The sequence below is a fragment of the Nocardiopsis alborubida genome, from assembly GCF_012396365.1.
GTDB classification, from domain to species: domain Bacteria; phylum Actinomycetota; class Actinomycetes; order Streptosporangiales; family Streptosporangiaceae; genus Nocardiopsis; species Nocardiopsis alborubida.
Genome location: NZ_JAAXPG010000015.1, coordinates 109,305 through 135,829 on the forward strand (window position 1 = coordinate 109,305; position 26,525 = coordinate 135,829).

The following is a 26,525-nucleotide window of genomic DNA, read 5'->3' on the forward strand; positions in this document are numbered from 1 at the left end:
TCCTCGGGGTCACTCCCGGGGGTCGCCCACGGCGGAGCGCGGCGAGGTCCGCGAACGGGCCGGGGAGTGCCCCTCGGCCCCGCGCGCGGCGGTGTCGCGGAGGGCGCCCAGGGCCCGCGAACGCCCCGGGCGCCGGGAGCGGTGCTCGGAGCGGTCCTCCCAGCCCGCGACCCGTGAGGGGTCCAGGCCGAGCAGGTCCAGGGTGCTCTCCCCCGCGTAGACGGCGTCGATGATCTCGCGTTCGCGCGAGACGCTGTCCAGGGTCGCGGCGATGATGGAGCCGACCTGCCCCCGGGGCAGGCACACCACGCCGTCGTCGTCGGCGACGATCCAGTCGCCCCGGCGCACCGGCAGGGGTGCGGGGCCGCCCGGCGTCATGCTGATCTGGCGGCCCACCGAGCCGCCGGCCTCGTGCGCGGCCTCGCGCACCGCGACCCCGGCCCCGAACACCGGCAGCGCGCACCGGGCGATGGCCGCGATGTCGCGGACGCAGCCGTCCAGGACGATGCCCGTGACCCCGCGGGTGCTGGCCGCCACGGCGAGGATCTCGTCGACGTAGCCGTACTCGGCCTCCCCCGCGACGTCCACCACGAGGGCGGAGCCGGGAGGAGCCTGGGCCACCGCGACGTGGATGGCGAGGTTGTCCCCCGGCGTGCAGCGGACCGGGAAGGCGGTCGCCGCGAAGGCGGCCCCCGGCCAGACGGAGAACAGGTGCGTCCCGAACGGCCTGCCGCCGCACCGCGCGAGCGCCACCGTGCCCACAGCCGTCAACGTATCCGCCAGTGCCACGTCAGCCTCCCACTACACCCGCGCCCGGTGCGGCCGGTACGGACCGACCCCTTCCCATACTCATGGGTAACTTAAGCGTGACGCAAGCCATGCGCGCGGGAAACACGTAAAAATGCTACCGCTGGTTACAGATACGGACGGAGAAGCCGCCAGCGCCTACCCAGTGTGCCCGCCGCCCCGGACGGCCATCCGCGGCGCGCCCCTCTCCCTCCGCCGCGCCGCGGACCGGTGACCCCTAGGGCGCGACCCACTCCAGGGGGCGCTCGCCCCCCTTGCGCTCCTTGCGCACCGACAGGTGGTCCCAGGACTCCACGTAGCCGACCCCCGGAGTGGCGCGCACCCCCTCCAGGGCCTCCACCAGCTGGCAGCGGTCGGGCGCGGTGAGGGTGCCGATGACGTCGTAGCGTCCGAAACCGCTGGCCAGGAAGGAGATCCTGGGCATGTTCGCCAGCGCGGCCCCCAGCAGCTCGGCGTCGCCCCGGCAGCGCAGGCCGAAGCCCAGCCGCTCGTTGGCCCCCACCGCCGTGGGCTCCACCAGCGCGGTCACGTGCACCACGCCGGAGTCGAGCAGCCGCACCACCCGCGAGCGGGCCGCGGCCTGGGACAGGCCCACCTGGCGGGCGAGGTCCGCGTAGGAGGACCTGCCGTCCCGGAGCAGCTGCCGGACCAGACGCCAGTCCAGGGCGTCCAGTTCGATGTCGCGCAGCTCCCGGACGCTGCTGTGGGCGTCCTTGAACACGGAGTTGGCGCGGAAGACCTCCGCACCGTCCACCCCCGGCAGCGCGCGCAGCTCGGAGAGCTCCTTGGTCAGGGCGGCGTCGTCGGCCACCCGCACCTGCGCCACGGCCGGGAACCGCCCGGCCGAGTGCGCGGCGAAGGTCACCGCCTCCCTCTCCCCCAACGCGTCCAGCATCGGCCCCACGGGCCCGCTGACGCGGAACGACACGTGGCTGAGGACCTCCATTCCCACGACTCCGGCGTGCAGCACCCCGACGATCCTGATCGCCCCGGACTGCACGAGCTGGCGCACTCTGGCGCGTACCGCGGTCCTCGACAGACCGACCCCGTCGGCCAGTGCCTGGAACGTCGCTCTGCCGTCCCCTTGCAGCGCACGCATGAGCGCGGTGTCAACCGCATCGAGCACGATGGCTTGCCTTTCATTCCCATGACGCCGCCCTTCCCCCGGACGACGCCCCCTCCTGCGGCCAGATCATCGCAGCTGCGGCGTGCGCGCACTACTGATCGCCAAAGAAATCGGTTGATCTCCCCCTTTGGCCGCGCCGGAGGGGGCGGCCAATACCCCATCAGCCGCATGCGAGGCACATAACAGACTTGTATAGAACATCCCTCATGACTGAGTAGCGGTGCGCACAAACTCGCGCAAAGCGCCACACTGAACTGTCGGGCCCGCACACGCACCCCGCGGGCCCCACGCCCGGAGTGAGGACGGCCCGCGCGGTACGTCCGGAGAGCACGGGCCCCACTCTCAGGGGAACAAGTGACCCTTCTCCGGCGTGTACACAACAGGGGTTTCGGACACGGGACCGGGCCCGCGGCGTGGCGCCGCACGGCGACCGCGGCGGGAACGGCGAAGACAACGGGGCGGTCCGCCCCGCGGCTGGAGAGGAACCACCGGTGACAGCGGAGGACGATCAGCGGGACGAGGCGCCCGCGCGCCCGGGTACGGGCCGGGCGCTGCTGTGGACCGCGGCGTCGGTTCCCCTTCCCGGGCTGGCCCACCTGCGGATGCGCCGCAGGGTCGCGGGCGCGGTGATCCTGGGGGCCTACCTGGCCGGGATCCTGGGTCTGGTCGTGTGGGTGTGGCGGCTGGGCGCCGACGAGGCGAACACCATGACGCGGCTGGCCACCATGGCGCTGCAGGACCGGTGGTTGCTGGGCGCCATGGGCGTGGTGTTCGTCGTGGCGGTGCTGTGGCTGACGGTGATCGTCCACTCCTGGGTGATCACCCGGCCCGCGGGGGCGCCCCGGGGCTCGCGGGTGCTCGGCGCGGCCGTGGTCCTGCTGCTGTGCCTGACCGTCGCGGCGCCCTCGGCGCTGGCCCTGCACGGCGGCTACACGGCGTACCAGACGCTGAACAGCGTCTTCCACGCCGACGAGGACCCCCTCATGCCCCCGCACGACGAGGCCGACCCCTGGAACGGCCAGGAGCGGGTCAACGTGCTGCTGATCGGCTCGGACTCGGCGGACAACCGCTACGGGGTGCGCACCGACAGCATGATGGTGGCCAGCATGGACACCGGGACCGGCGACACCGTGCTGGTGGGGCTGCCGCGCAACCTGGAGAACGTGCACTTCCCCGAGGACAGCGCCCTGGCCGAGCGCTACCCCGAGCCCTACGGCTTCGACCTGCTGCTCAACGACGTGTACCAGACGGTGGCCGAGGAGCCCGAGGAGCTGGCGCTCAACCCGGACGCGGCCGACCCCTCCGCCGACACCCTCAAGAAGGTCATCGGGTACAACCTCGACCTGGAGATCGGCTACTACGCGATGGTCGACATGTTGGGCTTCCGCGACCTGATCGACGCCATCGGCGGCGTGGAGGTGCTCATCGAGGAGCCGATCCCCTACGGCGTGCACGGCGGGGTGCTGGAGCCGGGCCTGCGCCGCCTCGACGGCCACGACGCGCTCTGGTACGGCCGCTCGCGGACCAACAGCGACGACTACGGCCGGATGGGCCGCCAGGGCTGTCTGATCAAGTACGTGGCCGAGCAGGTCGACCCGATGACCGTCCTGACGAGCTACCGCAGGCTCGCGGGCGCCACGGAGCGCACCCTGAGCACGGACATCCCCCAGGCCAAGGTGCCCGCGTTCGTCGACCTGGCCGACACGGTCACCGACAGCGGGAGCATGAGCACGTTCCAGCTCTCGCCGCCCCAGGTCAACACGGCCAACCCGGACTGGGAGCAGGTCAAGGCCCTGGTGGCCGAGGCCGTCGCCGGAGGGGACCCCGAGGGCGACGACGTGACCGCGCAGGCCTCCGACGCCCCCGCCGAGGAGGAGTCCGCCGAGCCCTCCGAGCCGACCGGGTCCCCGGAGGAGGACGGGCTGACCGAGTGGCAGGAGTACACCGGCCTCGACGAGGAGGAGCCCGACGAGCCGGGCCGCCAGGTGGGCGAGGAGCCCAGCAACCTGGAGGCCCTGTGCCCCTGACCGGGCGCTGAACCCGGTGCGCGGCCCCCGCTCCCCCGCGGGGTCCGCGCGCAATCCCCCGTGACCGGTGTCGGTCAGACGGACGCGGACCGTTGCGGGTCGCTCACCGCCGTGTGACTCTGACGCGGTGACCCCCGCGCAGATCTGGACCCTCGTCGCGTTGGGCGCCTTCCACGGCCTGCACCCGGGCATGGGCTGGCTGCTGGCCGTGACCCGCGGCCTCCAGGAGGGCGGTCGCGCCGAGGTGCTGCGGTCACTGCCCGCCATCGCCGCCGGGCACGCCGCGAGCGTGGCGGTGGCGGCCGTGGCCATCACCGCCACCGGCTCGGTCAGCGCGTCGGTGCTCTTTCCGGTGGCGGGCGGCACGCTGATCGTCTTGGTGGGGCTGGTGATGCTGCTGACGCGTCGGCACTTCCACTGGCGCGAGGTGCGGCTACCGCTGTGGCAGCTGTCGGCGTGGTCGTTCCTGATGTCGTCGGCGCACGGCGCGGGGCTGATGCTGATGCCGGTGCTGGCCGGCCAGCTCGCGCACACGCACCCGGGCGGGGTCGGGCACGGCGGACACGGCGCCTCCGCGGCGGACTCGGCCGCGGTGGCGGAGACGGCCGGAAGCGGTGGCGCGGCGGCGGAGGGCGCGGCGGCGGCCGAGGGGGCCTGGACCCTCTGGGACGCGACGCTGGTCGGCCTGGCCGCGACCGGCGTGCACACGCTGGCGATGCTGGTCGCGGCGGGGGTCGCGGCGCTGCTCGCGCACGACTTCCTGGGGGTGCACGCGCTGCGCTGGCGCGGCGTGACCATGGACCGGATCTGGGCGCTGACCCTGGTCCTGGGCGGCCTGTTCGTCCTGTGGTCGATCCGGTGACCCGCGGCGACGGCCTCCGGGAGCGGTAGAACCGCCCCGACGGGAAAAATGTCCGCGGTGCGGGAAACCCGGGGGTCCCCCCGGGAGTTGACTCTCTGGGAAACGCGCCGGCGGCGACAGCGCCGCCCGGCACGAACACGGAGGAGCAGGGCATGACACACAGCAGATCGCGGCCCGAACGCCGGTGGACCGGCGTGCTCATGGCCGTGGCCGTCCTGTTGGTGCTGGCCGTCGCCGCCGTCGTGAGCGCGCGCTGGGTGGCGCGCAACACCGACCTGTTCCCCGCCTCGACGCCCTGGGGGCCGGAGTGCTCGGTGTGGACGGGTGAGGTGCACGTCCGCCTGGACCGGGACCAGGCCCGGCGGGCGACCACCGCGGCCGCCGTCGCCGTGCAGGGCGACAGCGCCCCGATCGGGGCGCCCGACACCAGCGACATCCCCGAGCCGGTGATGACGCTCCTGGAGGAGGGGCCCGAGGGGGACGCCGGGCCCTCGCTGACCTGCCGCTCCACCAAGAACCCCGACCTGGAGGTGCAGGAGGGGCTGGAGCCCTCGGGCCTGAAGCCGCGCGCCCAGCGCCTGTTGGAGGGCATGGAGGAGCACTTCTCCGGTCTGAGCCTGGGCGGCTACGAGCCGGGCGGCTTCGACACCGGCCACGGCGACGACTCGGCGCACTACGACGGCCGCGCGATCGACGTCTTCTACCGGCCGGTCAACGAGGACAACCGCCGCGCGGGCTGGGTGATGGCGCACTGGCTGATCGCGCACGCCCCGGACTACGAGATCGACGTGATCATCTTCGACGACCGGATCTGGAGCACGAGCTTCCCGTCGCTGGGGTGGCGCGACTACGAGGCCGACCCGGACAACGAGATCCTGCGCCACCTGGACCACGTGCACGTGGACGTGCAGCGCGGGCAGGAGGCCCCCGAGGGCGGGTGAGGCGGGCGCGGCCACGGGACGGGTACGGGGGGAGGCCACCGGGGAGCCGCACGCGGGCGCACGGGGCGACGGAGGCCGGGGGCGCTCGGGAGCGGCCGCGGCCGCGAGGGGAGGGCCGCGGGGAAGCCGCTGCGGGTACGAGGGGTGAGGCGGGCGCGGCCACGGCGGACACGGGCCGTGAGCGCGCCCGCCCGTCCTCATTCCTCCAGGCGGAAGCCCACCTTGAGGCCCACCTGGAAGTGGGCGACGTCGCCCTCCTCGATGTGGCCGCGTATCTCGGTGACCTCGAACCAGTCGAGTCCGCGCAGCGTGGCCGAGGCGCGGTCGATGCCGTTGCGGATGGCCTGGTCGATCCCCTGCGGCGAGGTTCCGACGATCTCCGTGACGCGGTAGGTGTTGTGAGACATGTAGGACCCCCTGCGTAGTCGGTTCTCGGCCGCGCGGAGCGCGACCCCCCGTCTCCTGCCTCCCCGTAATCCCCCGAAGCCACACGGAGCCCTCCCGGCGCACCCGTCTCGCACCGGCGCGGAGGGGCCGGGCGCTTTGCCGTTCGCGGGGGTCCGTGGGGCCCGTGGTTGGGGTTCCCTTGACCCGGTGATCGTGGTCTGCGGGCCAGATGTTATGGGGGAAATGCCAGGTGAGTACTGGTAAGGGACTTAAGGCCCCGTATCGACGGAACTCTCCCGAGACAACGTCGTAACTGACTCTTGACGTACACCGGGGGGCATCGGTGTACATTGGGTTCTAGCGCTTCGGTCCCCCGTCGAAGCGCGGAAGCGGTGTTCCGAGCCCCCGTTGGAACATCGCCTGCGACGCCGGGTGGTTTGCCCCCGTAACCACCCGGCGTCGCCTTGTGTCCGGCCCCGGACCGCCCGCGCGGGCGGTCGGAGGCGAAGACCCGAACGTGCCCGTGGCTTGACCATGGAGGCAGTTTCCCGGCTTGGGGGTCAGCATTGGGTAAACCGGCGGAGACACAGTGCTCGCGGCGCGGGTGCCGCGCCGAGGCGACGTGGGCTCTGGTGTGGAACAACCCCAAACTGCACACCCCGGACCGCCGCAAGGTGTGGACGGCCTGCGACGAGCACCGCGAGTACCTGTCCTCCTTCCTGGACATGCGCGGGTTCCTGCGCGAGACCGTCCCCATGGACGAGTTCGAGGGCTGACCCGCCGGCAGGGCCCGTCCGGGTGCGGAGACTGCGGTTCCGAGGTCGGTGGGAGCCCCCGGTGCGGGGAGCGCCTCCCGGACGGCAAGGACCGCCGGGGAAGGGCCGGAGACCGCGCCCCCCGCCCGGGAGGGCCCCGCTACACCACCATCCGCCAGACGGCGGCGCGCACCCTCTCGTGGCCGAGGTCGCCCGCGCGGGAGAGCAGCCGCGGCCAGGGCCCGTCCCAGTCGGCCTCGTCCCCCGCCTCCTCCACCAGGCGCAGGCCCAGGAGGGCCGCCGTCTCCCCCGCCGCGCCCTGTGTCGCCGAGGCCGCACCGAACAGTCGGCGCACCACCTCCTCCCGTGTCTGCGGTTCGACCTCCGACCGGCCGCGAGGAGACCGGAGCGGCATGAGGAGCCGGTCCACGTTCCCCTGGTCGAAGGGTTCACACGCCAGCAGGTGGGGCGGCACCCGGCCCGTCACGGCACCCGACCGGTCAACGGCTCCCACCCGTCGGCGCGCCCCGACCGGTCAGCGGTTTCCCAGCCCGCCGGCGGTGCTCAACCGGTCGGCGGCTCCAGGATCCTGCGGGCGCGGTCGAGGTCGCCGGGGGTGTCGCAGTCGGCCACGGCCAGGTCGTCGGTCAGGGCCACCGTGCGGGGGGCGAGGGGGCCGAGCAGCCCGTACAGGGAGCGCCCCGGGTAGTCGGCGAGGGCGGCGCGCACGGCCTCGGTGCGCCACACGCCGGTGAGCCACTGCTCGCGCCCGGCGGAGTCCACGAACACCGCGCCCGCGCCGTCGGCGTCCTCGTCGGCGGCGGCGCGGAGGGCGGCCAGGTGTCCGGGGTCCAGGTGGGGCAGGTCGGCGGCCAGCAGCGCGAACCGGGGGGTGCGCACGTGCGGCAGTCCGGCGCGCAGCGCGGGCACGGGGCCGGAGCCGGGCGGGTCCTCGCGGACGTAGAGCGCGCGGGGGCTCTCGCGGGGCGGGCCGACCACGATCGTCCGGCCCCCGTCCCCCGCCCCGGCGTTGTGGGCGCGGACGGCGTCGGTGACGCGCTCCAGCAGGGTGCGTCCGGCCACGGACAGCCCGGGCTTGTCGACGCCGCCCATGCGGCGGGCCGCGCCCCCGGCGAGGACGACGGCGTCCAGGGTCTCGTTCATGGTCCCAGCATGGCCCACGGCGGCGGCGCCGTGCTCACCCCTCCGTCTCGGCGAGCCCGTCCATCACGTCGTCCAGGACGGTCCTGCGGTGGTCCATCGACATCAGCCGCAGTTCCTTGAGCGCGGGCGCGGTGTCCACGCCGGTGTCCTCCGAGCCCCGCACCGTGCACACCCGCATGCAGTGCTGGGTGGGCTGGCGCCAGAAGTCGCGCTCGTCGACGGGGGCGATGCGGTACACCGTGGCCGGGTACGGGACCGGCCTGCTCGGGGAGTACCAGTGCTGGGTGCGGGACAGCACGAACCCGGTGAGGAGCGAGTCGAACACGCCGCCGACGGCGAGGTCGGTCAGGGCCTCGCGGTCCCCCTCCCTGCGGCACTCGTCGCAGCCGTCGAGTTCCGCCCGCAGCAGCCAGCGGGCGCGGGCGTGGCTCACCTCGGAGTTCTTGAGTTTGCTCGGGTGTCGGTGTCCCATGCAGGGAAGGGTACGCCGCCCCCGGGGCGCTGTCCGTGCGGACGGAGCGCCCCGGGGGGCGGAGGTCGCGGGGCTCGGCCCTCGCCCCGCCTCAGCCCTTGACGCACACCACCTGGCGCAGGTGGGCGACCACCTCGACCAGGTCGGTCTGGGCCCCGATCACCGCCTCCAGGTCCTTGTATGCGGCGGGGATCTCGTCCACGACGCCCCGGTCCTTGCGGCACTCCACTCCCCTGGTCTGCTCGACCAGGTCGGCCTCGGTGAAGGTCCTGCGGGCCTTGTTGCGGCTCATCCGCCGTCCCGCCCCGTGCGAGGCGGAGTTGAACGAGGCCGGGTTGCCCAGCCCGCGCACGATGTAGGTGCCCGTCGCCATGGACCCGGGGATGATTCCCAGGTCGCCCGCACCGGCGCGGATGGCGCCCTTGCGGGTGACGAGCACGTCCACCCCGTCGTAGGTCTCCTCGGCAACGTAGTTGTGGTGGCAGGAGATCCACTGCTCGAAGCGGGCGCCCGGGACCTGCCCGGCCAGGGCCTGGCAGGCCAGGCCCATCATGACGTCGCGGTTGCGCCGCGCGTACTCCTGGGCCCAGAACAGGTCCCGGCGGTAGGCGTCCATCTCGGGCGTGCCGGTGACGAACACCGCCAGGTCGCGGTCGGGCAGGTCCTGGTTGTGCGGCAGCGCCTGGGCCCGCTCGATGTGGTGGGAGGCCAGCTCCTTGCCGATGTTGCGCGACCCGGAGTGCAGCACCAGCCACACGGCGCCGCCGTCGTCCAGGCACACCTCCAGGAAGTGGTTGCCGCCGCCGAGGGTGCCCATCTGGCGGAGGGCGCGCTCGCGGCGGGGGTGCACGGCGTCGGCCAGGGCGTCGAACCCCGCCCAGAAGCCGGACCAGTCGGCCTCGCGCAGGGTGGGGACGGCCGCGGGGTCGACCGGTTCGCCGTGGGCGTGGTGGCCGACCGGGATCACGGCCTCCAGGGAGGAGCGCAGCCGCCGGAGGTCGTCGGGCAGGCGCTCGGCGGTCAGGTCGGTGCGCACGGCGGTCATGCCGCAGCCGATGTCCACGCCGACGGCGGCGGGGCTGACCGCGTCGCGCATGGCGATGACCGATCCGACGGTGGCGCCCTTGCCGTAGTGCACGTCGGGCATGACGGCCAGACCGTGCACCCACGGCATGCGGGTGACGTTGCGCAGCTGCTCCATGGCCGCGGCCTCGACCTCGTCGGGCGCGGCCCACATGCGGATGGGGACGCGTTCCCCGGAAACCTCGGTGTAGGGCATGTTCAGGCCACCTCCCTTTCCCGGCACGGCCTGTGGGGTCGTTCGTACGGGGCGCGTACGCGGTCGTGCCCCTGGGACATCAAGCCAGAGCCGGGCGAGGGAGGCAACGGGTTTTGGTGCGGGACGGGCTCGGGGGCCGGGCGCGCCGGTGGCGTGCCGCGGCCGGGGTTCAGCCGCCGATGGCCGACATCGGCCGGGACGGCTGGAGGAAGCTGGGGTCGTTGATGCCGTGTCCGGGCAGCTTGGCGGACACGGCGGCGGTCCAGCTCCGGGCGATCTCCTCGTCGGTGGCGCCGCCCCGCAGCAGGGAGCGCAGGTCGGACTCCTCCCGGGCGAACAGGCAGTTGCGCACCTGTCCGTCGGCGGTGAGGCGGACGCGGTCGCAGGCGCCGCAGAAGGGCCGGGTGACCGATCCGATGACGCCGACGGTGGCCTGTTCCCCGTTGGGGAAGTGGGCTCCGCGCACGTGGAAGAGCTCGGCCGGGGCGCTGCCGCGCGTGTCGGCGTCGGCCGCGTCGAGCGTGAACTCGGTTTCGAGGTTGGCGAGGATCTCCTCGGCGGTGATCATGGTGTCGCGCCGCCAGCCGTGCTGGGCGTCGAGCGGCATCTGCTCGATGAACCGCAGCTCGTAGCCGTGCTCGACGCAGAAGCGCAGCAGGTCGGGGGCGTCGTCGTCGTTGACGCCGCGCATGAGCACCGCGTTGACCTTGACGGGGGTGAGCCCGGCCTCCGCGGCGCCCGCCAGGCCGTCGAGGACGTCGTTGAGCCTGCGGCGGCGGGCGAGGGTCTCGAACACGTCGGGGCGCAGGGTGTCGAGGGAGACGTTGACACGGTCGAGCCCGGCCTCGGCGAGGGCGGGGGCCATGCGGGCCAGTCCGATGCCGTTGGTGGTCAGGGCGGTGTGGGGTCGGGGCTCCAGCGCGGTGGTCCCCGCGACGAGGCCGGGCAGGCCGCGGCGGAGCAGGGGTTCTCCGCCGGTGAAGCGCACCTCGGTGATGCCGAGGCGGGTGACACCGATGCGGATGAGGCGCAGGAGTTCGTCGTCGGTGAGCAGTTCCGGCTTGGGCAACCACTCCAACCCCTCCGGCGGCATGCAGTAGGTGCACCTGAGGTTGCAGCGGTCGGTGAGCGAGACCCGCAGGTCGGTCGCCACTCGTCCGTAGGAGTCGGCCAGCACGGGCGTCACCCTCTCCAGTCCGGGTTGTCGGGCGGTCCGTGTACGGAGGTGTACCCGGCCCGAGGGGTACCCATAGATAAGCGTAGAAGATCCCTGTAAGTGACGGGCAGAGTCAAACGCGTCATATGCCGTTTTTCGTGGGCGGACACGAGAGACCGGCCGGTGTATCGGGTGATCCCACACCACCGGGGGCCACGGAGGGCGCGTGCCCGCTCCGCCGTGCTGCGCACCGGCCCCGCCGCGCCGTAGGGTGACCATCCGACGGTCGCGCACGGCTTCGATCGTCGCAGACGAAGGCTCGGGCGAGGAGGCGGGACACGGTGATCACCACACGCGAGTGGGCCCTGGCGGGCGGACCGGACGGTTCGGGGAAGCTGGCGGCGCGGGCGTGGGCCCCGACCGAGGGCGAGCCGACCTGGCTCGCGGTGCTGGTGCACGGCTACGGCGAACACCTGGGCCGGTACCACGCGGTGGCCGAGGACCTGGTCCGGGCGGGCGCGGTGGTCTACGGCGCCGACCACCGCGGGCACGGGGGCTCCTCCGGCGAGCGGGTCCTGATCGACGACTACGCGGGCGTGGTCGAGGACGTGCACCGGCTCGTCACCCAGGCGCGCACCGCCTACCGGACGCTGCCGCTCGTGCTCATCGGCCACTCCATGGGCGGGCTCATCGCCTCCCGCTACGCCCAGACCCACCCCGGGCGGGTGAGCGCGCTGGTGCTGTCCGGGCCGGTGCTGGGCCGATGGGAGGCCCTGGAGCGGCTCGCCGCGGCCGAGGAGATCCCCGACGCACCCATCGACCCGTCCACGCTCTCGCGGGACCCGGCCGTGGGCGAGGCGTACGTGGCCGACGAGCTGGTCTGGCACGGACCCTTCAAACGCGCCACCGTGAACGCCATGCTCACCGAGATCGGGCGCGGTCTGGCCGCCGGGAGCGTGGGCCCCCTGCCGCTGCTGTGGGTGCACGGCTCCGACGACCGGCTGGTGCCGCTGGAGGACACGCGGGTGGGCGTCACCGCGATCATGGGCGAGGACTTCACCGCGCGGGTCTTCCCCGGCGCCCGGCACGAGGTGTTCAACGAGACCAACCGGGACGAGGTGCTCGGCGAGGTGGTCCGCTTCGCCCAGCGCTTCGCCGTGCCCGCGGGTGGCGCCTGAGGACGCGGGAGCGGCCGGACCGCTTGTCCACAGGCGCGGATCCGGGGTGGTGCCGGGGCAGCCGGGCGTGGTGAGCTGTTGGCAAGGGGACCTCGTGCCCTCCCCTCCCCTCGGCGTGCCCTCAGACGTAGAGCTGCCCCCGGGGCTGCGTTGGGTGGACCAGGGTCTCGGTGTAGGCGGCGGACAGGCGCTCCACGGCGTCCACGAGCACGTCCGGCGGCTGGGTGTAGGCCAGGCGCAGGTAGCGCTCCAGGGTTCCGTCGGCGCCGAACACCGGTCCGGCGGCCGGGTGCACCCCGTGCCGGATCGCGGCCGTGGCCAGCGCGCTGGCCACGGGGTGGGGCAGGGTCGCCCACAGCACCAGCCCGCCCCCGGGCACGCTGGGCCGCCAGTCGGGAAGGCGCTCACGCAGGGCGTGCAGCAGCGCGTCGCGGTTGCGGCGCAGCTGGCGGCTGCGCTCGGCCCGGATGCGCAGCACGTCGGCGAGCAGATGGGTGGCGGTGAGCTGGTCCAGCACCGCCCCGGCCAGGTCGAAGCGCTGGCGGGTGGCCATCAGCCGGGCCACCATCGGCGGCGTGGTGCGCACCCACCCCACCCGCAGGCCGCCCCACAGCAGCTTGGCCACCGATCCCACCGTCAGCACCCGGCCGTCGGTGTCGTGGGCGGCCACCGGCGCGGGCAGGTCGCCGGAGTCGATGGCCAGTTCCGCGACCGTCTCGTCGACGACCAGGTGGGTTCCCGCCCTGCGCGCCTCGCGCACCAGGACCCGGCGCTCCTCGTCGTCCATCAGGGCGCCGGTGGGGTTCTGGAAGTCGGGGATGAGGTAGGCCAGGCCGGGTTTCCACTGGCGGAACGCGTCGACGAGGTACTCCATGTCCCAGCCCTGCGGGGTCACCCCGACGGTGCGCACCCGCGCCCCGGCCCGGCGGATGACGTCCAGCGCGTGCGGGTAGGTGGGCGACTCCACCAGGACCTCGTCGCCGGACTGCACGAGCATGTCCACCGCCAGCGCGACACCCTGCTGGGCGCCGTTGGTGACGAAGATCTGCTCGGGGGTGGTGGGCAGCCCGCGCTCGACGTAGCGGCGGGCGATGGCGTGCCGCAGCTCGGGCAGCCCGTAGGGGTAGTAGCCGAGCCCTCCCACGTGCGCGGCAAGCTGCTCGGCGGCCCGGAACGCGGCGGCGCGCAGCCCCTCCACCGCCGGGGGCGCGGCCACGCCCAGGTCGATGTGCTCGGCGGTGGGGACGAAGGGCGAGGGCTCGCTGGTCGCGGAGTCGGGGAGGACGGTCCAGCTGCCCGCGCCCTGCCTGCTCTCCAGGAAGCGGTTGTCGCGCAGCCAGGCGTAGGCGGCGGTGACGGTGTTGCGGCTGACCCCGAGGGCGGCGGCGAGGTCGCGTTCGGCCGGGAGGCGGGTGTTGGTGGGCACGCGGCCGTCCAGGACCAGTCCGCTGACGGCGCGGGCGATGGCCAGGTAGAAGGGGCGCTCCACGGGCGCCTCACCGATGAGGCGCGCCAGCAGGCGCCCGTTGATCCGCCGGGTGCCGCCCCCGGGACGCTCCGCCGCGCGGTGGCCGCTCTGTCTCGCCATGCCGTCCCCTGTCGCCGCGTTGAAAGGGCCAGTTACCTGGATTGGCTCTTCATTCCAGGCGCCGCATCCGCCACGATACCCAGGTGGCCCTCTTACTGGACCCGGGTCCGGCGAGGGTGACCGTGGGAGGAACGGCGGACGGCCCGGCCGGTCGCCTCGCCTCGCGCACTCTGGAACCCCGGCCGGAGCCCGGCGTTTCCGGCCGCGCCTTCGCCGAGACCGTGTGTCCGTGCCCCGCGCGGGTTCTCATCCGATGATCCCAGGAAAGACAGGTGTCCCGTGACCGCACAGCCCCGTCCCGCCCGTGACGCGGCCGCCGCCCTACTGGGCCGGGTGCTGGTCACCCCCGCCCTGCCCCGGCCCCGGCTGCGCCGCCTGGCACAGCTGTACGCGGGCCTGGTCCTCTACGGCCTGAGCGGCGCCCTGCTGGTCCACGCGGGACTGGGCGCGATGCCCTGGGACGTGCTGCACCAGGGGCTGTCCCGCCAGACGGGGTTGTCCATCGGCACGTGGAGCGTGCTGGTGGGCGCGGCGCTGATGCTGCTGTGGATCCCGCTGCGCCAGAAGCCGGGTCTGGGCACGCTGAGCAACGTGGTCGTCGTGGGCATGACGGTGGACCTGTTCCTGTGGCTGCTGCCCGAGGCGGAGTCACTGGTGGTGCGGGTGCTGCTGCTGGGGCTCGGAGTGGTGGTGTGCGCGGTCGCGACCGGCTGCTACATCGGCGCCCAGCTGGGTCCGGGTCCCCGGGACGGACTGATGACCGGCCTGGCGGCCCGGGGGTGGTCGGTGCGCCTGGCCAGGACCGTGATCGAGGTGGCCGTCGTGGTCACCGGCTTCCTCCTGGGCGGGACCGTGGGGGTGGGCACGCTGGTGTTCGCGGTGGCGATCGGTCCGCTGGCCCAGGTCTTCCTACCGCTGATGCGCGTGCCCGAACCGGTTGCCGGGGAGGCGGGGCGCCGCCGGTCCCGGGGCGCTGATCGCGGGGGTGCGCCGGGGGCCGTACGGCCGGAGTGACCCCGCCCCGAAGCGAACGTCCTCGGCGCCCCCGTCCCCGGAGCGCGTCGGCGCTCCGCGGTACCGCCGCGCGCACGGCTCCGGCGGACCGGCGGGGGTTGCGGACGGCTCAAGTACGCCCATTCCGGCGGACCTTGGCCTTCCCGTCACCGGATCTTGATCACCGCGTCATAACTTCTGGTCTGACAAACGCCCCCATTTCACCACATACCTCGCTGCACCTTCCGATGCACGTGCACCTGCGGGTGGCGCGCCCTTGGCGGAGAGGGGAAGATGGGGAGCGCGGTGAACGGAAAGGACCGTGTTCGGGACGGTTCCTGGGCACCGGCCTTTTCGGCTGCCCTCACCTGGGCACATAACCGGGTGGAAGGCAACCGGCGGCTGGTGCGGAGGCGGAACGTGGCCCGAACGGCGCCTGGCGGCGGTGCCGCCCCCCATGGCGGGCAGGAGACGGGACCCCGGCGGGACGCGCACACGGGTGCGCGCGCGGGCGGCCGTCACAGGGCACCGCGCGCTCCACGAGGCGCCGACCGCACAGACCATGACGACGTGATGGGGGTGAGCCGCGTGCCCGGCTGGATCGAAGACTACGCAATGATCGGCGACATGCAGACCGCCGCGCTGGTCGGGCGCGACGGTTCCATCGACTGGGCGTGCCTTCCCGACTTCGACTCCTCCGCCTGTTTCGCCGCGCTGCTGGGCGACGAGCAGAACGGCTGCTGGACCCTGCGCCCCGCCGAGGGCGAGTCGCGCGCCACCCGCCGCCGCTACCGGGGCGACACGCTCATCCTGGAGTCGGAGTGGGACACTCCCTCGGGGTCCGTCCGGGTCATCGACTTCATGCCGCCGCGCGGCGGCGCCCCGCACATCGTGCGCATCGTCGAGGGGCTGAGCGGCTCGGTGCGCATGGAGACGACCATGCGCATCCGCTTCGACTACGGCCACGTCGTGCCCTGGGTGCACAGGACCGGGGCCGAACTGGTGGCCATCGCGGGACCCGACGCCATCTGGCTCAGCACGCCCATCCCCCTCCAGGGCCACAACTTCACCCACGACGCCACCTTCACCGTCACCGCGGGCCAGCGGGTGCCCTTCGTGATGACCTGGCACCCCTCCCAGGTGGAGGAGTCCGACCACCTGGACGCGGAGAAGGCGCTCTCGCGCACCGAGCGCTTCTGGGAGAAGTGGGTCAACCAGTGCACCTACGAGGGCCCCTACCGCGAGGCGGTGATCCGCTCCCTCATCGTGCTCAAGGCCCTGACCTACCGCCCCACCGGCGGGATCGTCGCCGCACCCACCACCTCCCTGCCCGAGGAGATCGGCGGGGTGCGCAACTGGGACTACCGCTACTGCTGGCTGCGCGACGCCACCATCACGCTGGAGGCGATGATCCGCTCCGGCTACAAGGACGAGGCTCTGGCCTGGCGCGAGTGGCTGGTGCGGGCGATCGCGGGCGAGCCCCAGCTCATGCAGATCATGTACGGCATCCGGGGCGAGCGCAGGCTCACCGAGTGGGAGGCCGAGTGGCTGCCGGGCTACGAGGCCTCCCGCCCGGTCCGGATCGGCAACGCCGCCGTGGGCCAGTACCAGCTCGACGTCTACGGCGAGGTCATGGACGTGCTGCACCTGGCCCGCCGCCACAACATCCGCGGCGGCGACTACCTGTGGGGCCTCCAGCGCTCGCTGGTCAACTACCTGGAGTGGTGCTGGGACGAGCCGGACGAGGGCCTGTGGGAGGTGCGCGGGCCGCGCCAGCACTTCGTGCACTCCAAGGTGATGGCCTGGGTGGCGGCCGACCGCGCGGTGCGCAGCATCGAGGAGTTCGGCAAGGAGGGGCCCATCGAACGCTGGAGGGCCCTGCGCGACACGATCCACGCCGAGGTGTGCGAGTACGGCTACGACCCCCAGCGCAACACGTTCACCCAGTACTACGGCAGCAAGGAGCTGGACGCCGCGCTGCTGCTGATCCCCGAGGTGGGCTTCCTGCCCTACGACGACCCGCGCGTGGTCGGCACCATCGAGGCGGTCCGCAAGGACCTGATGGTGGACGGGTTCGTGCTGCGCTACCGCACCGACCTGGACGACTCCGCCGACCAGCTGCCCGGCAACGAGGGCGCGTTCCTGGCGTGCAGTTTCTGGATGGCCAACGCGCTGCTGTCGATCGGCCGCCAGGACGAGGCCCGCGAGCTGTTCGAGCGGCTGCTGTCCCTGCGCAACGACGTGGGCCTGCTGGCGGAGGAGTGGGACCCGCGCGAGAACCGCCAGGTCGGCAACTTCCCCCAGGCGTTCAGCCACGTGCCCCTGGTGACCACCGCGCTGAACCTGACCACCCGCCAGGGGGGATGGCGCGCCGAGTAGGCCGCCGCGACCCGCCCGGCCGTCCCCGCACGGGCCCGCTCCCCCACCACCCTCCTTCCGCCCGCTCCCGTCCCCCGCCCAAGCAGAGCAGCACCGGAGCACACGCACGCCCCCGCGCCCACGAGACCCCGCAACCGGGGCGCGGGGGCGTCGCCGTGCCGGAGGCGCGGCCGCTGTCGCGGCGCTGCGCGAAAGCCCTCGGGGACGGGCGGCTCACCCCTGAGGCAACCGCCCCTGTTCGCCGGTCGATCGGTTTCCCCGTCCGCTGCGATCGCTCGGATTTCCATCACCGACCATCGGCAGGAAGCAGAAGTGACGCAGACCCCATTGATTGCCGTGCGTGTTTGTGCGGGGGAGACAACAGAGGCGGACGGCAGGCGGACACCACCGGCAGGAACAGCGCAAAGCGAAGTCCAACGCGTTTCCCGAGGAAGCCACAGGCCGCAGCGGTCCAGAGTCTCCCGCCACGAGAGGGGCCACAGCGGAAACTGTCGGTGAGGAGCGGGTTCGGTTCTGTCCACATCCGGCCAACCGTATCCCCGGAATGTCACAGGGAACTGATATCTATGAGCATGGACGTTGACAGCTCCTCAGCGCACCGGAACCCTGCCGACAAAACCGCCAACCCACCTGCGAAGAACCTTCCCCCTATTACCTCAGCAGCCGAAGGCAGACCTGCCCTGAGCTTGTTCGGCGGCACCCGCGCGCCTGGCACCGGAGTCGCACGGGCAGAACGTCAGCACGCCTGGGCGCCTCCGCACGAAGGCACCGGCCGGTAAGGCGCTCCACCTCGGGAAATCGGATTCATGGGGTGCCACGGAGGCACGGGAACGACGACGCCGGCCACAGTGGCGCCCGGCCCGAGGGACAACAAGCAGATGAACAGTGTCACACGCCCAGAAGGGCGAAGAGAGAGGGAGTCGCCAATATGCCAGCGACTACTATACAGATCGTCGCGCTCATGGCAGCCGCAGTCGTCATTCTCATCGCATACAGGCTTCATTGCTCCAGGGAAGCGAGGAAAGGAGTTCTCCCACCGACGGACGAGTATCTTCTCTCCCTTGACGAAAGGCTTGGGAGGCTCCACGAGGAGCGCGGCGGCCTCGCCCGTGCCAACGGGGCCACACAAGGCAGGTGCGATCTACTCAGCCAAGCACTCGAACGAGCACATGAAGACACCGCTGGAGGAGCGATCCAATACCAGGTCGGAGACATGCTTAAAAGCTTGGAGCGCGCAGAGGAAGTCGTCTCCCTCCACCTTGCACACAGAGGGGAATGAGACCCCCAGCACGAAACAGAGGACCGGGGAAAAAATCACCGGAACCTTGAAATGTTTTCAAGGATTCATGAGGACAACGGCCTCCCCTATCGCCGGAGCCCCGGCGCCAAGGGTCCCGGGAATGATCGCGCGAAACCCGACTTCACGCCCGAAGCACAGGCCGCCGACACCCAATTCCCCTCGCCGAAGAACACGGCATCCCGAAGGAAGACGCATGCCCGCCACCACCATCATTTTTCTTCTGGTCGCCCTTCCTGCTTTTCTCCTCTTCTCATGGGTCCACCGCGGCTCCGTCCGGCGCCTCGTGCGCATCGAGGGCGGCACGGTCGACGCCATGCTCCTGGCTGAGAGCAGACAGCAGGAGAACGAGATCCGCGAAGAGGCGATCAGGGAGAAGCTCGCCGCAGTGCGCGAGTGCGAACGCCGGGTCTACGGCAAGGTCACCGGCAAGGGCGCCAGGCGTCCTTCCGAACTGGCCGTCATGGACCTCGACGAGTCGACCGAGGCCGTCGCCCGGCTCGCCGAACGCGTCGAGGCCATCGACCTACGAACAGAGGAGCGCAGGGAGGAGTTCCAGCGGACGTTCGACGCCAGGAGGGAGGAGCTCCTCGCCGTCGTCCGCCGCGGGAAAACCCGTGACAGGATCTTCGCCGTCACCGCGTGGGTCGGGGAGACCTGGGTGCTCGTGCTCACGGTCTACGTGCTCTACACCTTCTTCGCATGAGCGGACACGCCCCCTGTCCGCTGCCGTGAAAGCCTGCCCCCGAGGCGGTGCGGGGGCCTTCAGTCCTCGCGGAGGCGGGCCAGTGCCGGGATCATCCGCGCGCCGATGTCCTCCGGGCCGGGGAACACCCGGGTCACGGCGCGCTGGTGGGCGAGCCCGTGCAGGCCCAGCCACAGCCCGACCGCGTCGGCGCCGGGGTCGGTACTGGCGGAGATCCCGGCGTCGACGCAGGCGGTGAGCGCCTCGCCGAGCACGCGCAGGCTCTCGTCCCCGAGGGTGACGAGTTCCCGCTCGGTCACCGAGGAGTCCCCGAGCGTGGGCATCCACAGGCCGCCGAACATGGTGCGGTACCGCTCGGGGCGCGAGCGGGCGAAGCCGAGGTAGGCGTGGCACGCGGCGTACAGGCGCGCGCGGGGGTCGGTGCCCGCCTCCGCCACCGCCGCGTTCAGCGCCGCAGCGAGCTCGTCGAAGGCCCTGCGGACCACGGCCAGCATGATGGCGGGCTGGTCCGGGAAGTGCGGGTAGATCGACGGCGCCGCGATCCCGACGCGGCGCGCGACGGACCGCAGGGTGATGGTGCGCTCGTCCCCCGTCTCGTCGAGCATCCCCACCGCGGCGTCGACGATCTCCTCGCGAAGGAGGCCGCCCTGGCCTCGGCGGTTACGGGTGCGCGGCGCCGACGCGTCCTTCGTGTCCTTCATGGTGTCACCTTACGGCTGGAAGCTTGTGCGGCCTGTCTTGCACCCTTAAGGTTACGCCTGTAAGTTTACAAGTGTTAGTCCGAGTGTCCCGACAGGAGCCCCGATGAACGCCACCATCACCGCCACCCAGGTCCTGCTGCCCGGCCGGGTCGAGCCCTCCGGCCTCCAGGTGCGGCCCCAGGCGCTGCCCGCTCCCGGGAGCGGCCACGTCCTGCTGCGCATGGAGGCGACCGGGGTCTCGTTCGCCGAGCAGCAGATGCGCCTGGGCAAGTACTTCGACCAGCCCCCGTTCCCGTTCGTGCCGGGCTACGACGTCGTCGGCACCGTCGAGGCCGTGGGTCCGGACGTGGACGCCTCGTTCGTCGGGCGCCGCTTCGCCGCCGTCACCAAGACCGGCGCCTGGGCCAGCCACCTCCTCCTGGACGCACGCGACCTCGTCGCGGTGCCGGAGGCAGCCGACCCGGCGGAGGTCGAGACGCTGCTCGTCAACGGCATCACCGCCTGGCAGATGCTGCACCGCACGACCCGCGTGAAGCGGGGCGGCACCGTCGTCGTGCTGGGCGCCAACGGCGGCGTCGGCACCGCCCTGGTCCAGCTCGCCCGGCACGAGGGGATCACCGTGATCGGCACGGCCGCACCGCGTCACCACGAGGCCGTGCGCGCGCTCGGCGCGACCCCCGTCGACTACCGCGACCCGCACGTGTACGACAGGATCCGAGCGCTGGCACCCGAGGGCGTGGACGCGGTGTTCGACCACGTCGGAGGGGAGGACCTGGTCCGCTCCTGGCGCCTGCTCCGCCGCGGCGGCACGCTCGTCTCCTACGGCACCGCGTCGACGAAGGACGTCGAGGGAAGCTCCCGGCTGCCCGTGCTCGCGCTCTTCGGGCGACTCCTGGTCTGGAACGCCCTGCCCAACGGCCGCGGCGCCCACTTCTACAACTTCTGGGCCGGACGCCGCCGTCACGCCGACGCCTTCCGCGCCCGGCTGCGCGAGGACCTGACCGAGGTGCTGCGGCTGCTCGCCGACGGGGTCCTGGCACCGCAGGTGGCCGCCCACGTCCCGCTCTCGGAGGCCTCCCGCGCGATGACCCTCGCCGAGTCCCGCACCGTCGTCGGGAAGGTCGTGCTCGTCCCCGACGCCTGAGGGCAGGTGCTCCAGACATTCCCGCCACCGGTCCACGGTCCTCGTGGTCGGTGGCGCCGCCCGTAGTACGTGCCTCGTCCATCCACGTCATGCCTCTGCGCAGCGCGCGAAACGCGGCCACCGAACGCATCCGCGCCCACGTGCACCACTGGCAGGACCGCTCCCAGAAGGCAGGGCGGGAAGCCGGTCATGATCCCGGTGCGAAAACTCCGGTGCGATTGTGCCGTTCTTCTGCGCCGTCCCCTCGCCTCGGCCTAGTCTCAGGCCCTATGGGACAGACCAGCGCCCCGCCCGACCACATCTTCCTTCTCGGGCGGGAGATCGGAGTTGACGGAGACGTCCTCTCGATTCGTGACCCGGCACTGCGTGTGCTGGCCGTGGATCAGGTGCCCTGTGAAGTGGAACTCGGTGTGGCCCTCGCGCTCCTGGAGACCAGCGGAGCAGAACGGCTCCAGCAGGTACTCCTGGAGATCGTTCGCCCCTCCGGAGAGGTCGCACTGGCCGTGAGCGGAACAGCCGACACACCCCCGTCCAGCCATGCGGGTGTCTGGGCCAGCCCTCTCCACGTGGTGATCGACGAGACCGGTGAATGGACCGTGAGAGTGCGTGCCGGCGGAGTCCGGGCCGTGCGAGTGGTCGATATCGTGTTGAAGGCGACAGAGTAGATGCCTCCGCGAATGACCACCCACCTTCTCGAGAGGATGCGGCGAAGGCGCATCGCCGAGGATGACGTCCTGGCAGTTCTGCGACGCCCCTTGGCAGAGGAGCGCGACTCCGCGAACAACTCCTACAAGCTGTACGGACACACCGGTGACGGCAGGAAGATCTACGTGGCGGTGAAGGACACGACCTGGGGAACGCCAGACCCTGTGATCAAGACGGTGGTGGAAGTATCGTGATTCCCATGGCAGCGCCTCGGAGAGTGACGATCGACCAGGAAGCGGATGCGGGTTACCTGACTCTCACCGACGCTCGCGTGGAGAGAACCCTCGACTACGGCCCGTTCGTCGTGGACTACTCCGCCGACGGTCGGCCGGTGGGGGTGGAGGTCCTCACCCTGGGGCGTCCTCTGGACACCACAGCCCTCCTGGAGGTTCTACGGGAGTCCGGAGCGGCGGACCCGGACACGCGAGCGTGGGTGAACGCGTTCGCCGCCCAGATCCTGGGGCTCGATGACCGGGTGCCCGTCCCGTCACTTCGGCGCGGACCGAAGGCACCCCATGAGGAGATGCGCTTCCTGACTGTCGCGGAGGTGGCCACGATCATGCGCGTGTCGAAGATGACGGTGTACCGCATGGTTCACGCCGGAGTCCTCCCGGCGGTCCGAGTGGGCCGCTCCTACCGTGTTCCCGAACGCTCCGTGCACAAGTACGTGGACGAGACGGGTGCCCGGCTCCGCGTCCGCGGGTGAGAAAGTGCGCTCCCAGGAGCGGGGCAGGCCCGAAGCGGACGTGGATGTCGCCCGCTGCCGCTAGTGTTCTGGCCATGCCGAAGGACCTGAAAGAAATCATGGACAGCGGTTGGGCCGAGGCCCTGGAGCCGGTCGCGCCGCAGATCGCCGCGATGGGTGACTTCCTGCGCCAGGAGGTCGCGGAGGGCCGCACCTACCTCCCCGCCGGTGAGAACGTCCTGCGCGCCTTCAAGCAGCCCTTCGAGGACGTGCGCGTGCTCATCGTGGGCCAGGACCCCTACCCGACCCCGGGCAACGCGGTGGGCCTGAGCTTCTCGGTCGCCCCCGACGTGCGCCTGCCCGCGAGCCTGCGCAACATCTACAAGGAGATGGTCGACGACCTGGGCGTGCCCATGCCCTCCAGCGGCGACCTGACCCCGTGGACCCAGCAGGGCGTGCTGCTGCTCAACAGGGTGCTGTCGGTGGAGCCGGGCAAGGCCGGTTCGCACCGGGGCAAGGGCTGGGAAGCCGTCACCGAGCAGGCCATCCGGGCACTCGCCGAGCGCGACAAGCCGCTGGTGGCGATCCTGTGGGGGCGCGACGCACGCAACCTGCGCCCGCTGATGCCGGGCGTGCCGTGTGTGGAGTCCGCGCACCCGAGCCCGCTGTCGGCGAAGAACGGGTTCTTCGGCTCGAAGCCGTTCAGCCGCGCCAACGAGATGCTCAAGGAGCAGAACTCCGAACTGGTGAACTGGGAGCTGCCCTAGCGGATCCCACCACGGGACCGCACTCACTCCCCCTCACCCCCGAGACCCATGCTGACCTGCGGACTCGGCACCGCCCCCGGTGCCGGGTCCGACTGTGTTCCCCCTCCCCTCGACGCCGGAAGAGGCACCCCCGATGGCGAAACGGCTCACCTACGCGGACGCGCTCAAGATCCTCGGCCACAACGACTCGGAGGTGATGGGGCTCGCCGAGAGGCTGGCCGACGGAGGCCTGGGGCTGGTGGGCGTGCCCGACCTCTTCGGCCTGCGGGGAGCACTGGTCAGCGGGGGGCGGCGGGCCATCGAGGGGATCCGGGACAAGATCAGCGGCGAGAGCCGGATGTCGCGGACGGAGAAGATCGAGGCCGCGCACCAGATCATCGTCGTCGTCGCCTTCTTCGAGGCGGTGGACGAGACCCTGGCCGAGTTGGACGCCCCCTTCACCCTGGCCGACCTGGAGTTCACAGGGGAGGAGCAGGCCGGGTTGATGGACCGCGTCCTCGCGCACTCCGGGACCGCTCCCGCCGTGTCCCTGGGGTCGGGCTGGGTCGCCCGCTTCTTCTCGGACTTCCTGTTCAGGGACTTCGCGGTGGCCCTGACAGGGCTCGCGGTGTCCGAAAGGCACGGAATCACCTCCGAGGACCACAGCCTTCTGCGGGACATGCGGCGCCTCGTCCCCGCGAACGCCTCCCGCCGATACCAGGAGTCCTACCGTCAGCTCGCCGCCGACATCCCCGAGTTCGGCATGTGGGTCCACCTCGCCGAACACGAGCACACGCGCGAGGTCGTCGGAACAGGGCTCGGAGAGCTGCGTCGGTGCCTGGAGCGGATCAGCTCCCAGCGCACGGTGGACCTGCGGCGGCGGGAGCTGTCCGCCGGGTACCAGGCGGTCCTGCGCCAGCCCGTGCTGCGTTCGGACGACATACCCCCGGGCCTGTCCCTGCCCCCGCTGGAGGAGGCCTACGTCCCGCCGCGTGGCCGCGCCGCCTACGCGGTGCACAGCGGTACGCCCTCCACCGAGGAGTGGTGGGACCGGCTGCCCGTGGCCGGTGACCTCCAACCGGTCATCGCGGCCCACCTGGTCCACCCGGTCGCCACGGAGGTCCCCACGGTCATTCTGGGCCACCCGGGTGCGGGCAAGTCCAAGTTCACCGAGATGCTCGCGGCCAGCCTGCCCGCCGCCGACTTCCTGCCGATCCGGGTGGAGCTGCGCTCGGTCCAGCCGAACGCGCCCATCCACACGCAGATCGAGGAAGGACTCGCCGCGACGCTGCACACCCGTGTGTCCTGGCGCGAACTCGCGGAGTCGGCGGACGGAGCGCTGCCCGTGGTCATCCTGGACGGCTTCGACGAACTCCTCCAGGCGACCGGGGTCGACCGCTCCGACTACCTGGAGCGGGTCCAGGAGTTCCAGCGCCAGCAGGAGGCGCTGGGCCAGCCGACGGCGGTGATCGTCACCAGCCGCACCGTCGTGGCGGACCGGGCCCGTTTCCCCGACGGCTCCATGGTCATGCGGTTGGAGCCCTTCGACGACGCCCGGATCGGGCAGATGCTCCAGGTGTGGAACAGGGCGAACTCCCGGGCGTTCGCCGCCTCCGGACTGGAGCCCCTGACCGCTGACGTCCTGGTGCGCTACCGCGAGCTGGCCGAGCAACCCCTGTTGCTGCTGATGCTGCTCATCTACGACGCGGAGGGCAACGCCCTGCGGCGCGCCTCGGACACCCTCTCCCACGGTGAGCTGTACGAGAGCCTGTTGAGGAAGTTCGCCCGCAGGGAGGTGGAGAAGCACCGGCCCCACCTCAACGACCGGGACCTGGACGACGCGATCGAGGACGAGCTGCGCCGTCTGGAGGTCACCGCGCTGGCGATGTTCACCCGGCGCAAGCAGAGTGTGGACGCCGACGAGCTGGACCGGGACCTGGTGGTCCTCATGCCGGACGCGGCGGTGCGCGCGCAGGACGCCGACCTGCACGGACGGATCGACCCCGCGCACCAGGTGCTGGGCAGGTTCTTCTTCGTCCACGAGGCCCGCGCGCAGACGGGTGACGGCACCGCGAGCGTCTTCGAGTTCCTGCACGCCACCTTCGGGGAGTACCTGGTGGCACGGGCCGTGGCGATCGCGCTGGAGGAGCTGGACGAGTCCCGCTCGCGCTCCTCGCGGCGCCGGGGGCGAAGCGCGCGCCCCGACGACGGCGAGCTGTACGCCCTGTCCTCCTTCGCCAGCTACGCGGGCCGGGAGAAGGTCGTGGACTTCCTCGCCGAACTCCTGGAACGCCGGTTCGCCGAGGAACCGGGGGCCCGCGAGGACTACGCGCGGCTGCTCGTGGAGCTGTTCCAGGAGGCGCCCTTCCCGGCCGACAACCGCTCCTACACCGCCTACGAGCCCACGCGGCTGCCGCTGACCCGCCGCGAGGCCAACTACACCAGCAACCTCATGATCCTGCTGTGCCTCGTGCGCGGGGAGCCGGTCGACATCCGGGAGCTTTTCCCGGACTCCCCCGAGACCCTCCAGGACTGGCAGCACACGGCCGCGCTGTGGCGGACCCTGCCGGGAATCGAGTGGTTCAGCATCGTGGCGGCCCTGCGCGTGCGCCACCTGAACGGGTGGGAGGCGGGCGGGGGCGTCACCGTCGTGGACCTGGACGACTCCTCACCGGTCAACGTCGGGGAGAGCACGGGGTTCGAACTGCGGATGAACGTGGACGCCAAACCGTCCGTACTCGACCCCTACGAGATCACCGTGCCCCACAACAAGACCACCTCCCGTCTGCTGCGGTCGACGGCGATGCGGGTCAACGGCACGTCCGCGCGCTTCCTGCTCGGGTTGCTGCCCTACCTGCGCCACGTCTCGGACGACCTGGCGACCTGGTACGCGGACGTCCACTCGGAGGAGGCGTGGACGGAGGTCCACGAGGTCATGCGGCTGCGGCTGGAGCCCGTCACCGAACACCCCGAGCAGCGCCTGCGCAGCTACCGGCGCCTGCTCGCACAGCGGGCCCTCGGGCGCCTCGAACTGGTGGCGCTCAGGCAGGCGGCGGAGGACCTGGCCCTCGTGGCCGAGGCGTCCGCGTTCGGCACCGAACTCGTGAACACCGTCAACTCCTACCTCAACGGTGTGCGGGCGGTCGTGGTCGGCTCCCAGCTCCGGGAGGAGACGGTCGTCCCGGTCCTGCGCGCCCTGGCCCCGTACACGCACGAGCAGGTCTTCGACCGCGTCCTCGGACTCGTCCGGGCCTCATGGGCGCCGGAACCGGAACTCCGTGCCACCGACGGTGTCGGGGAGACCGGGGAACAACAGGCCGTCGACACCGTCGCCCGGCTCCGTCCGGTTCCGGCCGAGAGCGGCCGGTACACCAGCGGCGGTTGAGCGCGTTGACCACGGCTCCGCCCGGGCGGAGCCGGTCCCCGC

Annotated in this window: 25 protein-coding genes and 1 pseudogene; 16 read left to right on the forward strand and 10 right to left on the reverse strand. The window is 72.0% G+C overall.

The annotated features are described in order from the left end of the window. Positions 1–9: 9 nt before the first annotated feature. Positions 10–762 carry an RraA family protein gene (locus tag HGB44_RS17005; RefSeq protein ID WP_061079072.1) on the reverse strand — a complete coding sequence of 251 codons (753 nt, stop codon included), beginning with the start codon at positions 760–762 and terminating at the stop codon, positions 10–12. A 262-nt stretch (positions 763–1,024) separates the two neighbouring features. Next, positions 1,025–1,933: an Lrp/AsnC family transcriptional regulator gene (locus HGB44_RS17010; RefSeq protein WP_061079071.1), complete on the reverse strand. Its 909-nt coding sequence runs from the start codon at positions 1,931–1,933 to the stop codon at positions 1,025–1,027. A 491-nt stretch (positions 1,934–2,424) separates the two neighbouring features. Between HGB44_RS17010 and HGB44_RS17015 the strand changes: the two genes are divergently transcribed. The 3 genes from HGB44_RS17015 to HGB44_RS17025 all read left to right on the forward strand — a co-directional run bounded on the left by HGB44_RS17015 (position 2,425) and on the right by HGB44_RS17025 (position 5,763). Beyond that, positions 2,425–3,960, forward strand: coding sequence for an LCP family protein (locus tag HGB44_RS17015; protein WP_061079070.1), 1,536 nt, complete (start codon positions 2,425–2,427; stop codon positions 3,958–3,960). Between the two features lie 127 nt (positions 3,961–4,087). Then, on the forward strand, positions 4,088–4,822 hold the full coding sequence (locus tag HGB44_RS17020) for a hypothetical protein (protein WP_061079069.1): 735 nt from the start codon (positions 4,088–4,090) through the stop codon (positions 4,820–4,822). A gap of 152 nt (positions 4,823–4,974) precedes the next feature. Then, a complete protein-coding gene (locus HGB44_RS17025; RefSeq protein ID WP_061079068.1) occupies positions 4,975–5,763 on the forward strand; it encodes a hypothetical protein in 789 nt (262 codons plus the stop codon). 197 nt (positions 5,764–5,960) lie between these two features. Here HGB44_RS17025 and HGB44_RS17030 read toward each other — a convergent pair whose 3' ends face one another. Then, complete coding sequence (locus HGB44_RS17030) at positions 5,961–6,170, reverse strand: dodecin (RefSeq protein WP_013152455.1); 210 nt, start codon at positions 6,168–6,170, stop codon at positions 5,961–5,963. A 546-nt stretch (positions 6,171–6,716) separates the two neighbouring features. Between HGB44_RS17030 and HGB44_RS17035 the strand changes: the two genes are divergently transcribed. Then, complete coding sequence (locus HGB44_RS17035) at positions 6,717–6,926, forward strand: hypothetical protein (RefSeq protein WP_013152454.1); 210 nt, start codon at positions 6,717–6,719, stop codon at positions 6,924–6,926. A 139-nt stretch (positions 6,927–7,065) separates the two neighbouring features. On the opposite strand, the gene HGB44_RS17040 is transcribed toward HGB44_RS17035, so the two are convergent. The 5 genes from HGB44_RS17040 to moaA form a co-directional block, all read right to left on the reverse strand. Next, positions 7,066–7,392: a hypothetical protein gene (locus HGB44_RS17040; RefSeq protein ID WP_061079067.1), complete on the reverse strand. Its 327-nt coding sequence runs from the start codon at positions 7,390–7,392 to the stop codon at positions 7,066–7,068. 77 nt (positions 7,393–7,469) lie between these two features. Next, positions 7,470–8,069 (reverse strand): molybdenum cofactor guanylyltransferase, encoded by a 600-nt coding sequence (gene mobA, locus HGB44_RS17045; protein ID WP_061079066.1) that lies wholly within the window; start codon positions 8,067–8,069, stop codon positions 7,470–7,472. Between the two features lie 34 nt (positions 8,070–8,103). Then, the gene (locus HGB44_RS17050) at positions 8,104–8,541 is read right to left on the reverse strand and encodes a hypothetical protein (RefSeq protein ID WP_061079065.1); all 438 of its coding nucleotides are present in this window, start codon (positions 8,539–8,541) and stop codon (positions 8,104–8,106) included. A gap of 91 nt (positions 8,542–8,632) precedes the next feature. Then, on the reverse strand, positions 8,633–9,820 hold the full coding sequence (locus tag HGB44_RS17055) for an RtcB family protein (RefSeq protein WP_061079064.1): 1,188 nt from the start codon (positions 9,818–9,820) through the stop codon (positions 8,633–8,635). A 169-nt stretch (positions 9,821–9,989) separates the two neighbouring features. Continuing rightward, positions 9,990–10,997: a GTP 3',8-cyclase MoaA gene (gene moaA, locus HGB44_RS17060; protein ID WP_082768225.1), complete on the reverse strand. Its 1,008-nt coding sequence runs from the start codon at positions 10,995–10,997 to the stop codon at positions 9,990–9,992. A 320-nt stretch (positions 10,998–11,317) separates the two neighbouring features. Between moaA and HGB44_RS17065 the strand changes: the two genes are divergently transcribed. Beyond that, positions 11,318–12,154: an alpha/beta hydrolase gene (locus HGB44_RS17065; RefSeq protein ID WP_061079063.1), complete on the forward strand. Its 837-nt coding sequence runs from the start codon at positions 11,318–11,320 to the stop codon at positions 12,152–12,154. A gap of 121 nt (positions 12,155–12,275) precedes the next feature. Here HGB44_RS17065 and yczR read toward each other — a convergent pair whose 3' ends face one another. Then, positions 12,276–13,742 (reverse strand): MocR-like transcription factor YczR, encoded by a 1,467-nt coding sequence (gene yczR / locus HGB44_RS17070; RefSeq protein ID WP_061079062.1) that lies wholly within the window; start codon positions 13,740–13,742, stop codon positions 12,276–12,278. Positions 13,743–14,021: 279 nt separating this feature from the next. Between yczR and yczE the strand changes: the two genes are divergently transcribed. The 4 genes from yczE (at position 14,022) to HGB44_RS17090 (ending at position 19,117) form a co-directional block, all read left to right on the forward strand. Beyond that, positions 14,022–14,756, forward strand: coding sequence for a membrane protein YczE (gene yczE / locus HGB44_RS17075; protein ID WP_061079061.1), 735 nt, complete (start codon positions 14,022–14,024; stop codon positions 14,754–14,756). Between the two features lie 552 nt (positions 14,757–15,308). Next, a complete protein-coding gene (locus HGB44_RS17080; RefSeq protein WP_231972273.1) occupies positions 15,309–17,114 on the forward strand; it encodes a glycoside hydrolase family 15 protein in 1,806 nt (601 codons plus the stop codon). A 961-nt stretch (positions 17,115–18,075) separates the two neighbouring features. After that, the gene (locus HGB44_RS17085) at positions 18,076–18,393 is read left to right on the forward strand and encodes a hypothetical protein (protein ID WP_168444041.1); all 318 of its coding nucleotides are present in this window, start codon (positions 18,076–18,078) and stop codon (positions 18,391–18,393) included. A gap of 214 nt (positions 18,394–18,607) precedes the next feature. Beyond that, positions 18,608–19,117, forward strand: coding sequence for a hypothetical protein (locus HGB44_RS17090; RefSeq protein WP_061079060.1), 510 nt, complete (start codon positions 18,608–18,610; stop codon positions 19,115–19,117). Positions 19,118–19,176: 59 nt separating this feature from the next. On the opposite strand, the gene HGB44_RS17095 is transcribed toward HGB44_RS17090, so the two are convergent. Beyond that, positions 19,177–19,818 carry a TetR/AcrR family transcriptional regulator gene (locus HGB44_RS17095; protein ID WP_061079059.1) on the reverse strand — a complete coding sequence of 214 codons (642 nt, stop codon included), beginning with the start codon at positions 19,816–19,818 and terminating at the stop codon, positions 19,177–19,179. 103 nt (positions 19,819–19,921) lie between these two features. On the opposite strand from HGB44_RS17095, the gene HGB44_RS17100 reads away from it, so the two are divergent. The 7 genes and pseudogenes from HGB44_RS17100 to HGB44_RS17125 all read left to right on the forward strand — a co-directional run bounded on the left by HGB44_RS17100 (position 19,922) and on the right by HGB44_RS17125 (position 26,483). Continuing rightward, a complete protein-coding gene (locus tag HGB44_RS17100; RefSeq protein WP_061079058.1) occupies positions 19,922–20,962 on the forward strand; it encodes a medium chain dehydrogenase/reductase family protein in 1,041 nt (346 codons plus the stop codon). A 269-nt stretch (positions 20,963–21,231) separates the two neighbouring features. Then, positions 21,232–21,627, forward strand: a complete 396-nt coding sequence (locus tag HGB44_RS17105; protein WP_231972270.1) for a hypothetical protein — start codon at positions 21,232–21,234, stop codon at positions 21,625–21,627. 12 nt (positions 21,628–21,639) lie between these two features. After that, on the forward strand, positions 21,640–21,861 hold the full coding sequence (locus HGB44_RS17110) for a DUF4258 domain-containing protein (protein WP_061079056.1): 222 nt from the start codon (positions 21,640–21,642) through the stop codon (positions 21,859–21,861). 5 nt (positions 21,862–21,866) lie between these two features. After that, positions 21,867–22,004: pseudogene (locus HGB44_RS32005) on the forward strand (DUF2283 domain-containing protein); the annotation flags it as partial. Between the two features lie 186 nt (positions 22,005–22,190). Further along, the gene (locus HGB44_RS32010) at positions 22,191–22,373 is read left to right on the forward strand and encodes a helix-turn-helix domain-containing protein (RefSeq protein WP_061079078.1); all 183 of its coding nucleotides are present in this window, start codon (positions 22,191–22,193) and stop codon (positions 22,371–22,373) included. Positions 22,374–22,447: 74 nt separating this feature from the next. Further along, positions 22,448–23,119: a uracil-DNA glycosylase gene (locus tag HGB44_RS17120; protein WP_082768222.1), complete on the forward strand. Its 672-nt coding sequence runs from the start codon at positions 22,448–22,450 to the stop codon at positions 23,117–23,119. Positions 23,120–23,252: 133 nt separating this feature from the next. Beyond that, positions 23,253–26,483 carry an NACHT domain-containing protein gene (locus HGB44_RS17125; protein WP_061079054.1) on the forward strand — a complete coding sequence of 1,077 codons (3,231 nt, stop codon included), beginning with the start codon at positions 23,253–23,255 and terminating at the stop codon, positions 26,481–26,483. Positions 26,484–26,525: the final 42 nt, after the last annotated feature.

Bases quoted from the DNA above. Each gene is read 5' to 3' on its own strand.
- HGB44_RS17120 (WP_082768222.1), top strand. From the start codon at position 22,448: ATGCCGAAGGACCTGAAAGAAATCATGGACAGCGGTTGGGCCGAGGCC.
- HGB44_RS17125 (WP_061079054.1), top strand. From the start codon at position 23,253: ATGGCGAAACGGCTCACCTACGCGGACGCGCTCAAGATCCTCGGCCAC.
- mobA (WP_061079066.1), bottom strand. From the start codon at position 8,069: ATGAACGAGACCCTGGACGCCGTCGTCCTCGCCGGGGGCGCGGCCCGC.
- HGB44_RS17090 (WP_061079060.1), top strand. From the start codon at position 18,608: ATGCCCGCCACCACCATCATTTTTCTTCTGGTCGCCCTTCCTGCTTTT.
- HGB44_RS17100 (WP_061079058.1), top strand. From the start codon at position 19,922: ATGAACGCCACCATCACCGCCACCCAGGTCCTGCTGCCCGGCCGGGTC.
- HGB44_RS32010 (WP_061079078.1), top strand. From the start codon at position 22,191: ATGCGCTTCCTGACTGTCGCGGAGGTGGCCACGATCATGCGCGTGTCG.
- HGB44_RS17085 (WP_168444041.1), top strand. From the start codon at position 18,076: ATGGCAGCCGCAGTCGTCATTCTCATCGCATACAGGCTTCATTGCTCC.
- HGB44_RS17105 (WP_231972270.1), top strand. From the start codon at position 21,232: ATGGGACAGACCAGCGCCCCGCCCGACCACATCTTCCTTCTCGGGCGG.
- yczR (WP_061079062.1), bottom strand. From the start codon at position 13,742: ATGGCGAGACAGAGCGGCCACCGCGCGGCGGAGCGTCCCGGGGGCGGC.
- HGB44_RS17110 (WP_061079056.1), top strand. From the start codon at position 21,640: ATGACCACCCACCTTCTCGAGAGGATGCGGCGAAGGCGCATCGCCGAG.
- HGB44_RS17095 (WP_061079059.1), bottom strand. From the start codon at position 19,818: ATGAAGGACACGAAGGACGCGTCGGCGCCGCGCACCCGTAACCGCCGA.
- HGB44_RS17030 (WP_013152455.1), bottom strand. From the start codon at position 6,170: ATGTCTCACAACACCTACCGCGTCACGGAGATCGTCGGAACCTCGCCG.
- HGB44_RS17025 (WP_061079068.1), top strand. From the start codon at position 4,975: ATGACACACAGCAGATCGCGGCCCGAACGCCGGTGGACCGGCGTGCTC.
- HGB44_RS17080 (WP_231972273.1), top strand. From the start codon at position 15,309: ATGGGGGTGAGCCGCGTGCCCGGCTGGATCGAAGACTACGCAATGATC.
- HGB44_RS17055 (WP_061079064.1), bottom strand. From the start codon at position 9,820: ATGCCCTACACCGAGGTTTCCGGGGAACGCGTCCCCATCCGCATGTGG.
- HGB44_RS17050 (WP_061079065.1), bottom strand. From the start codon at position 8,541: ATGGGACACCGACACCCGAGCAAACTCAAGAACTCCGAGGTGAGCCAC.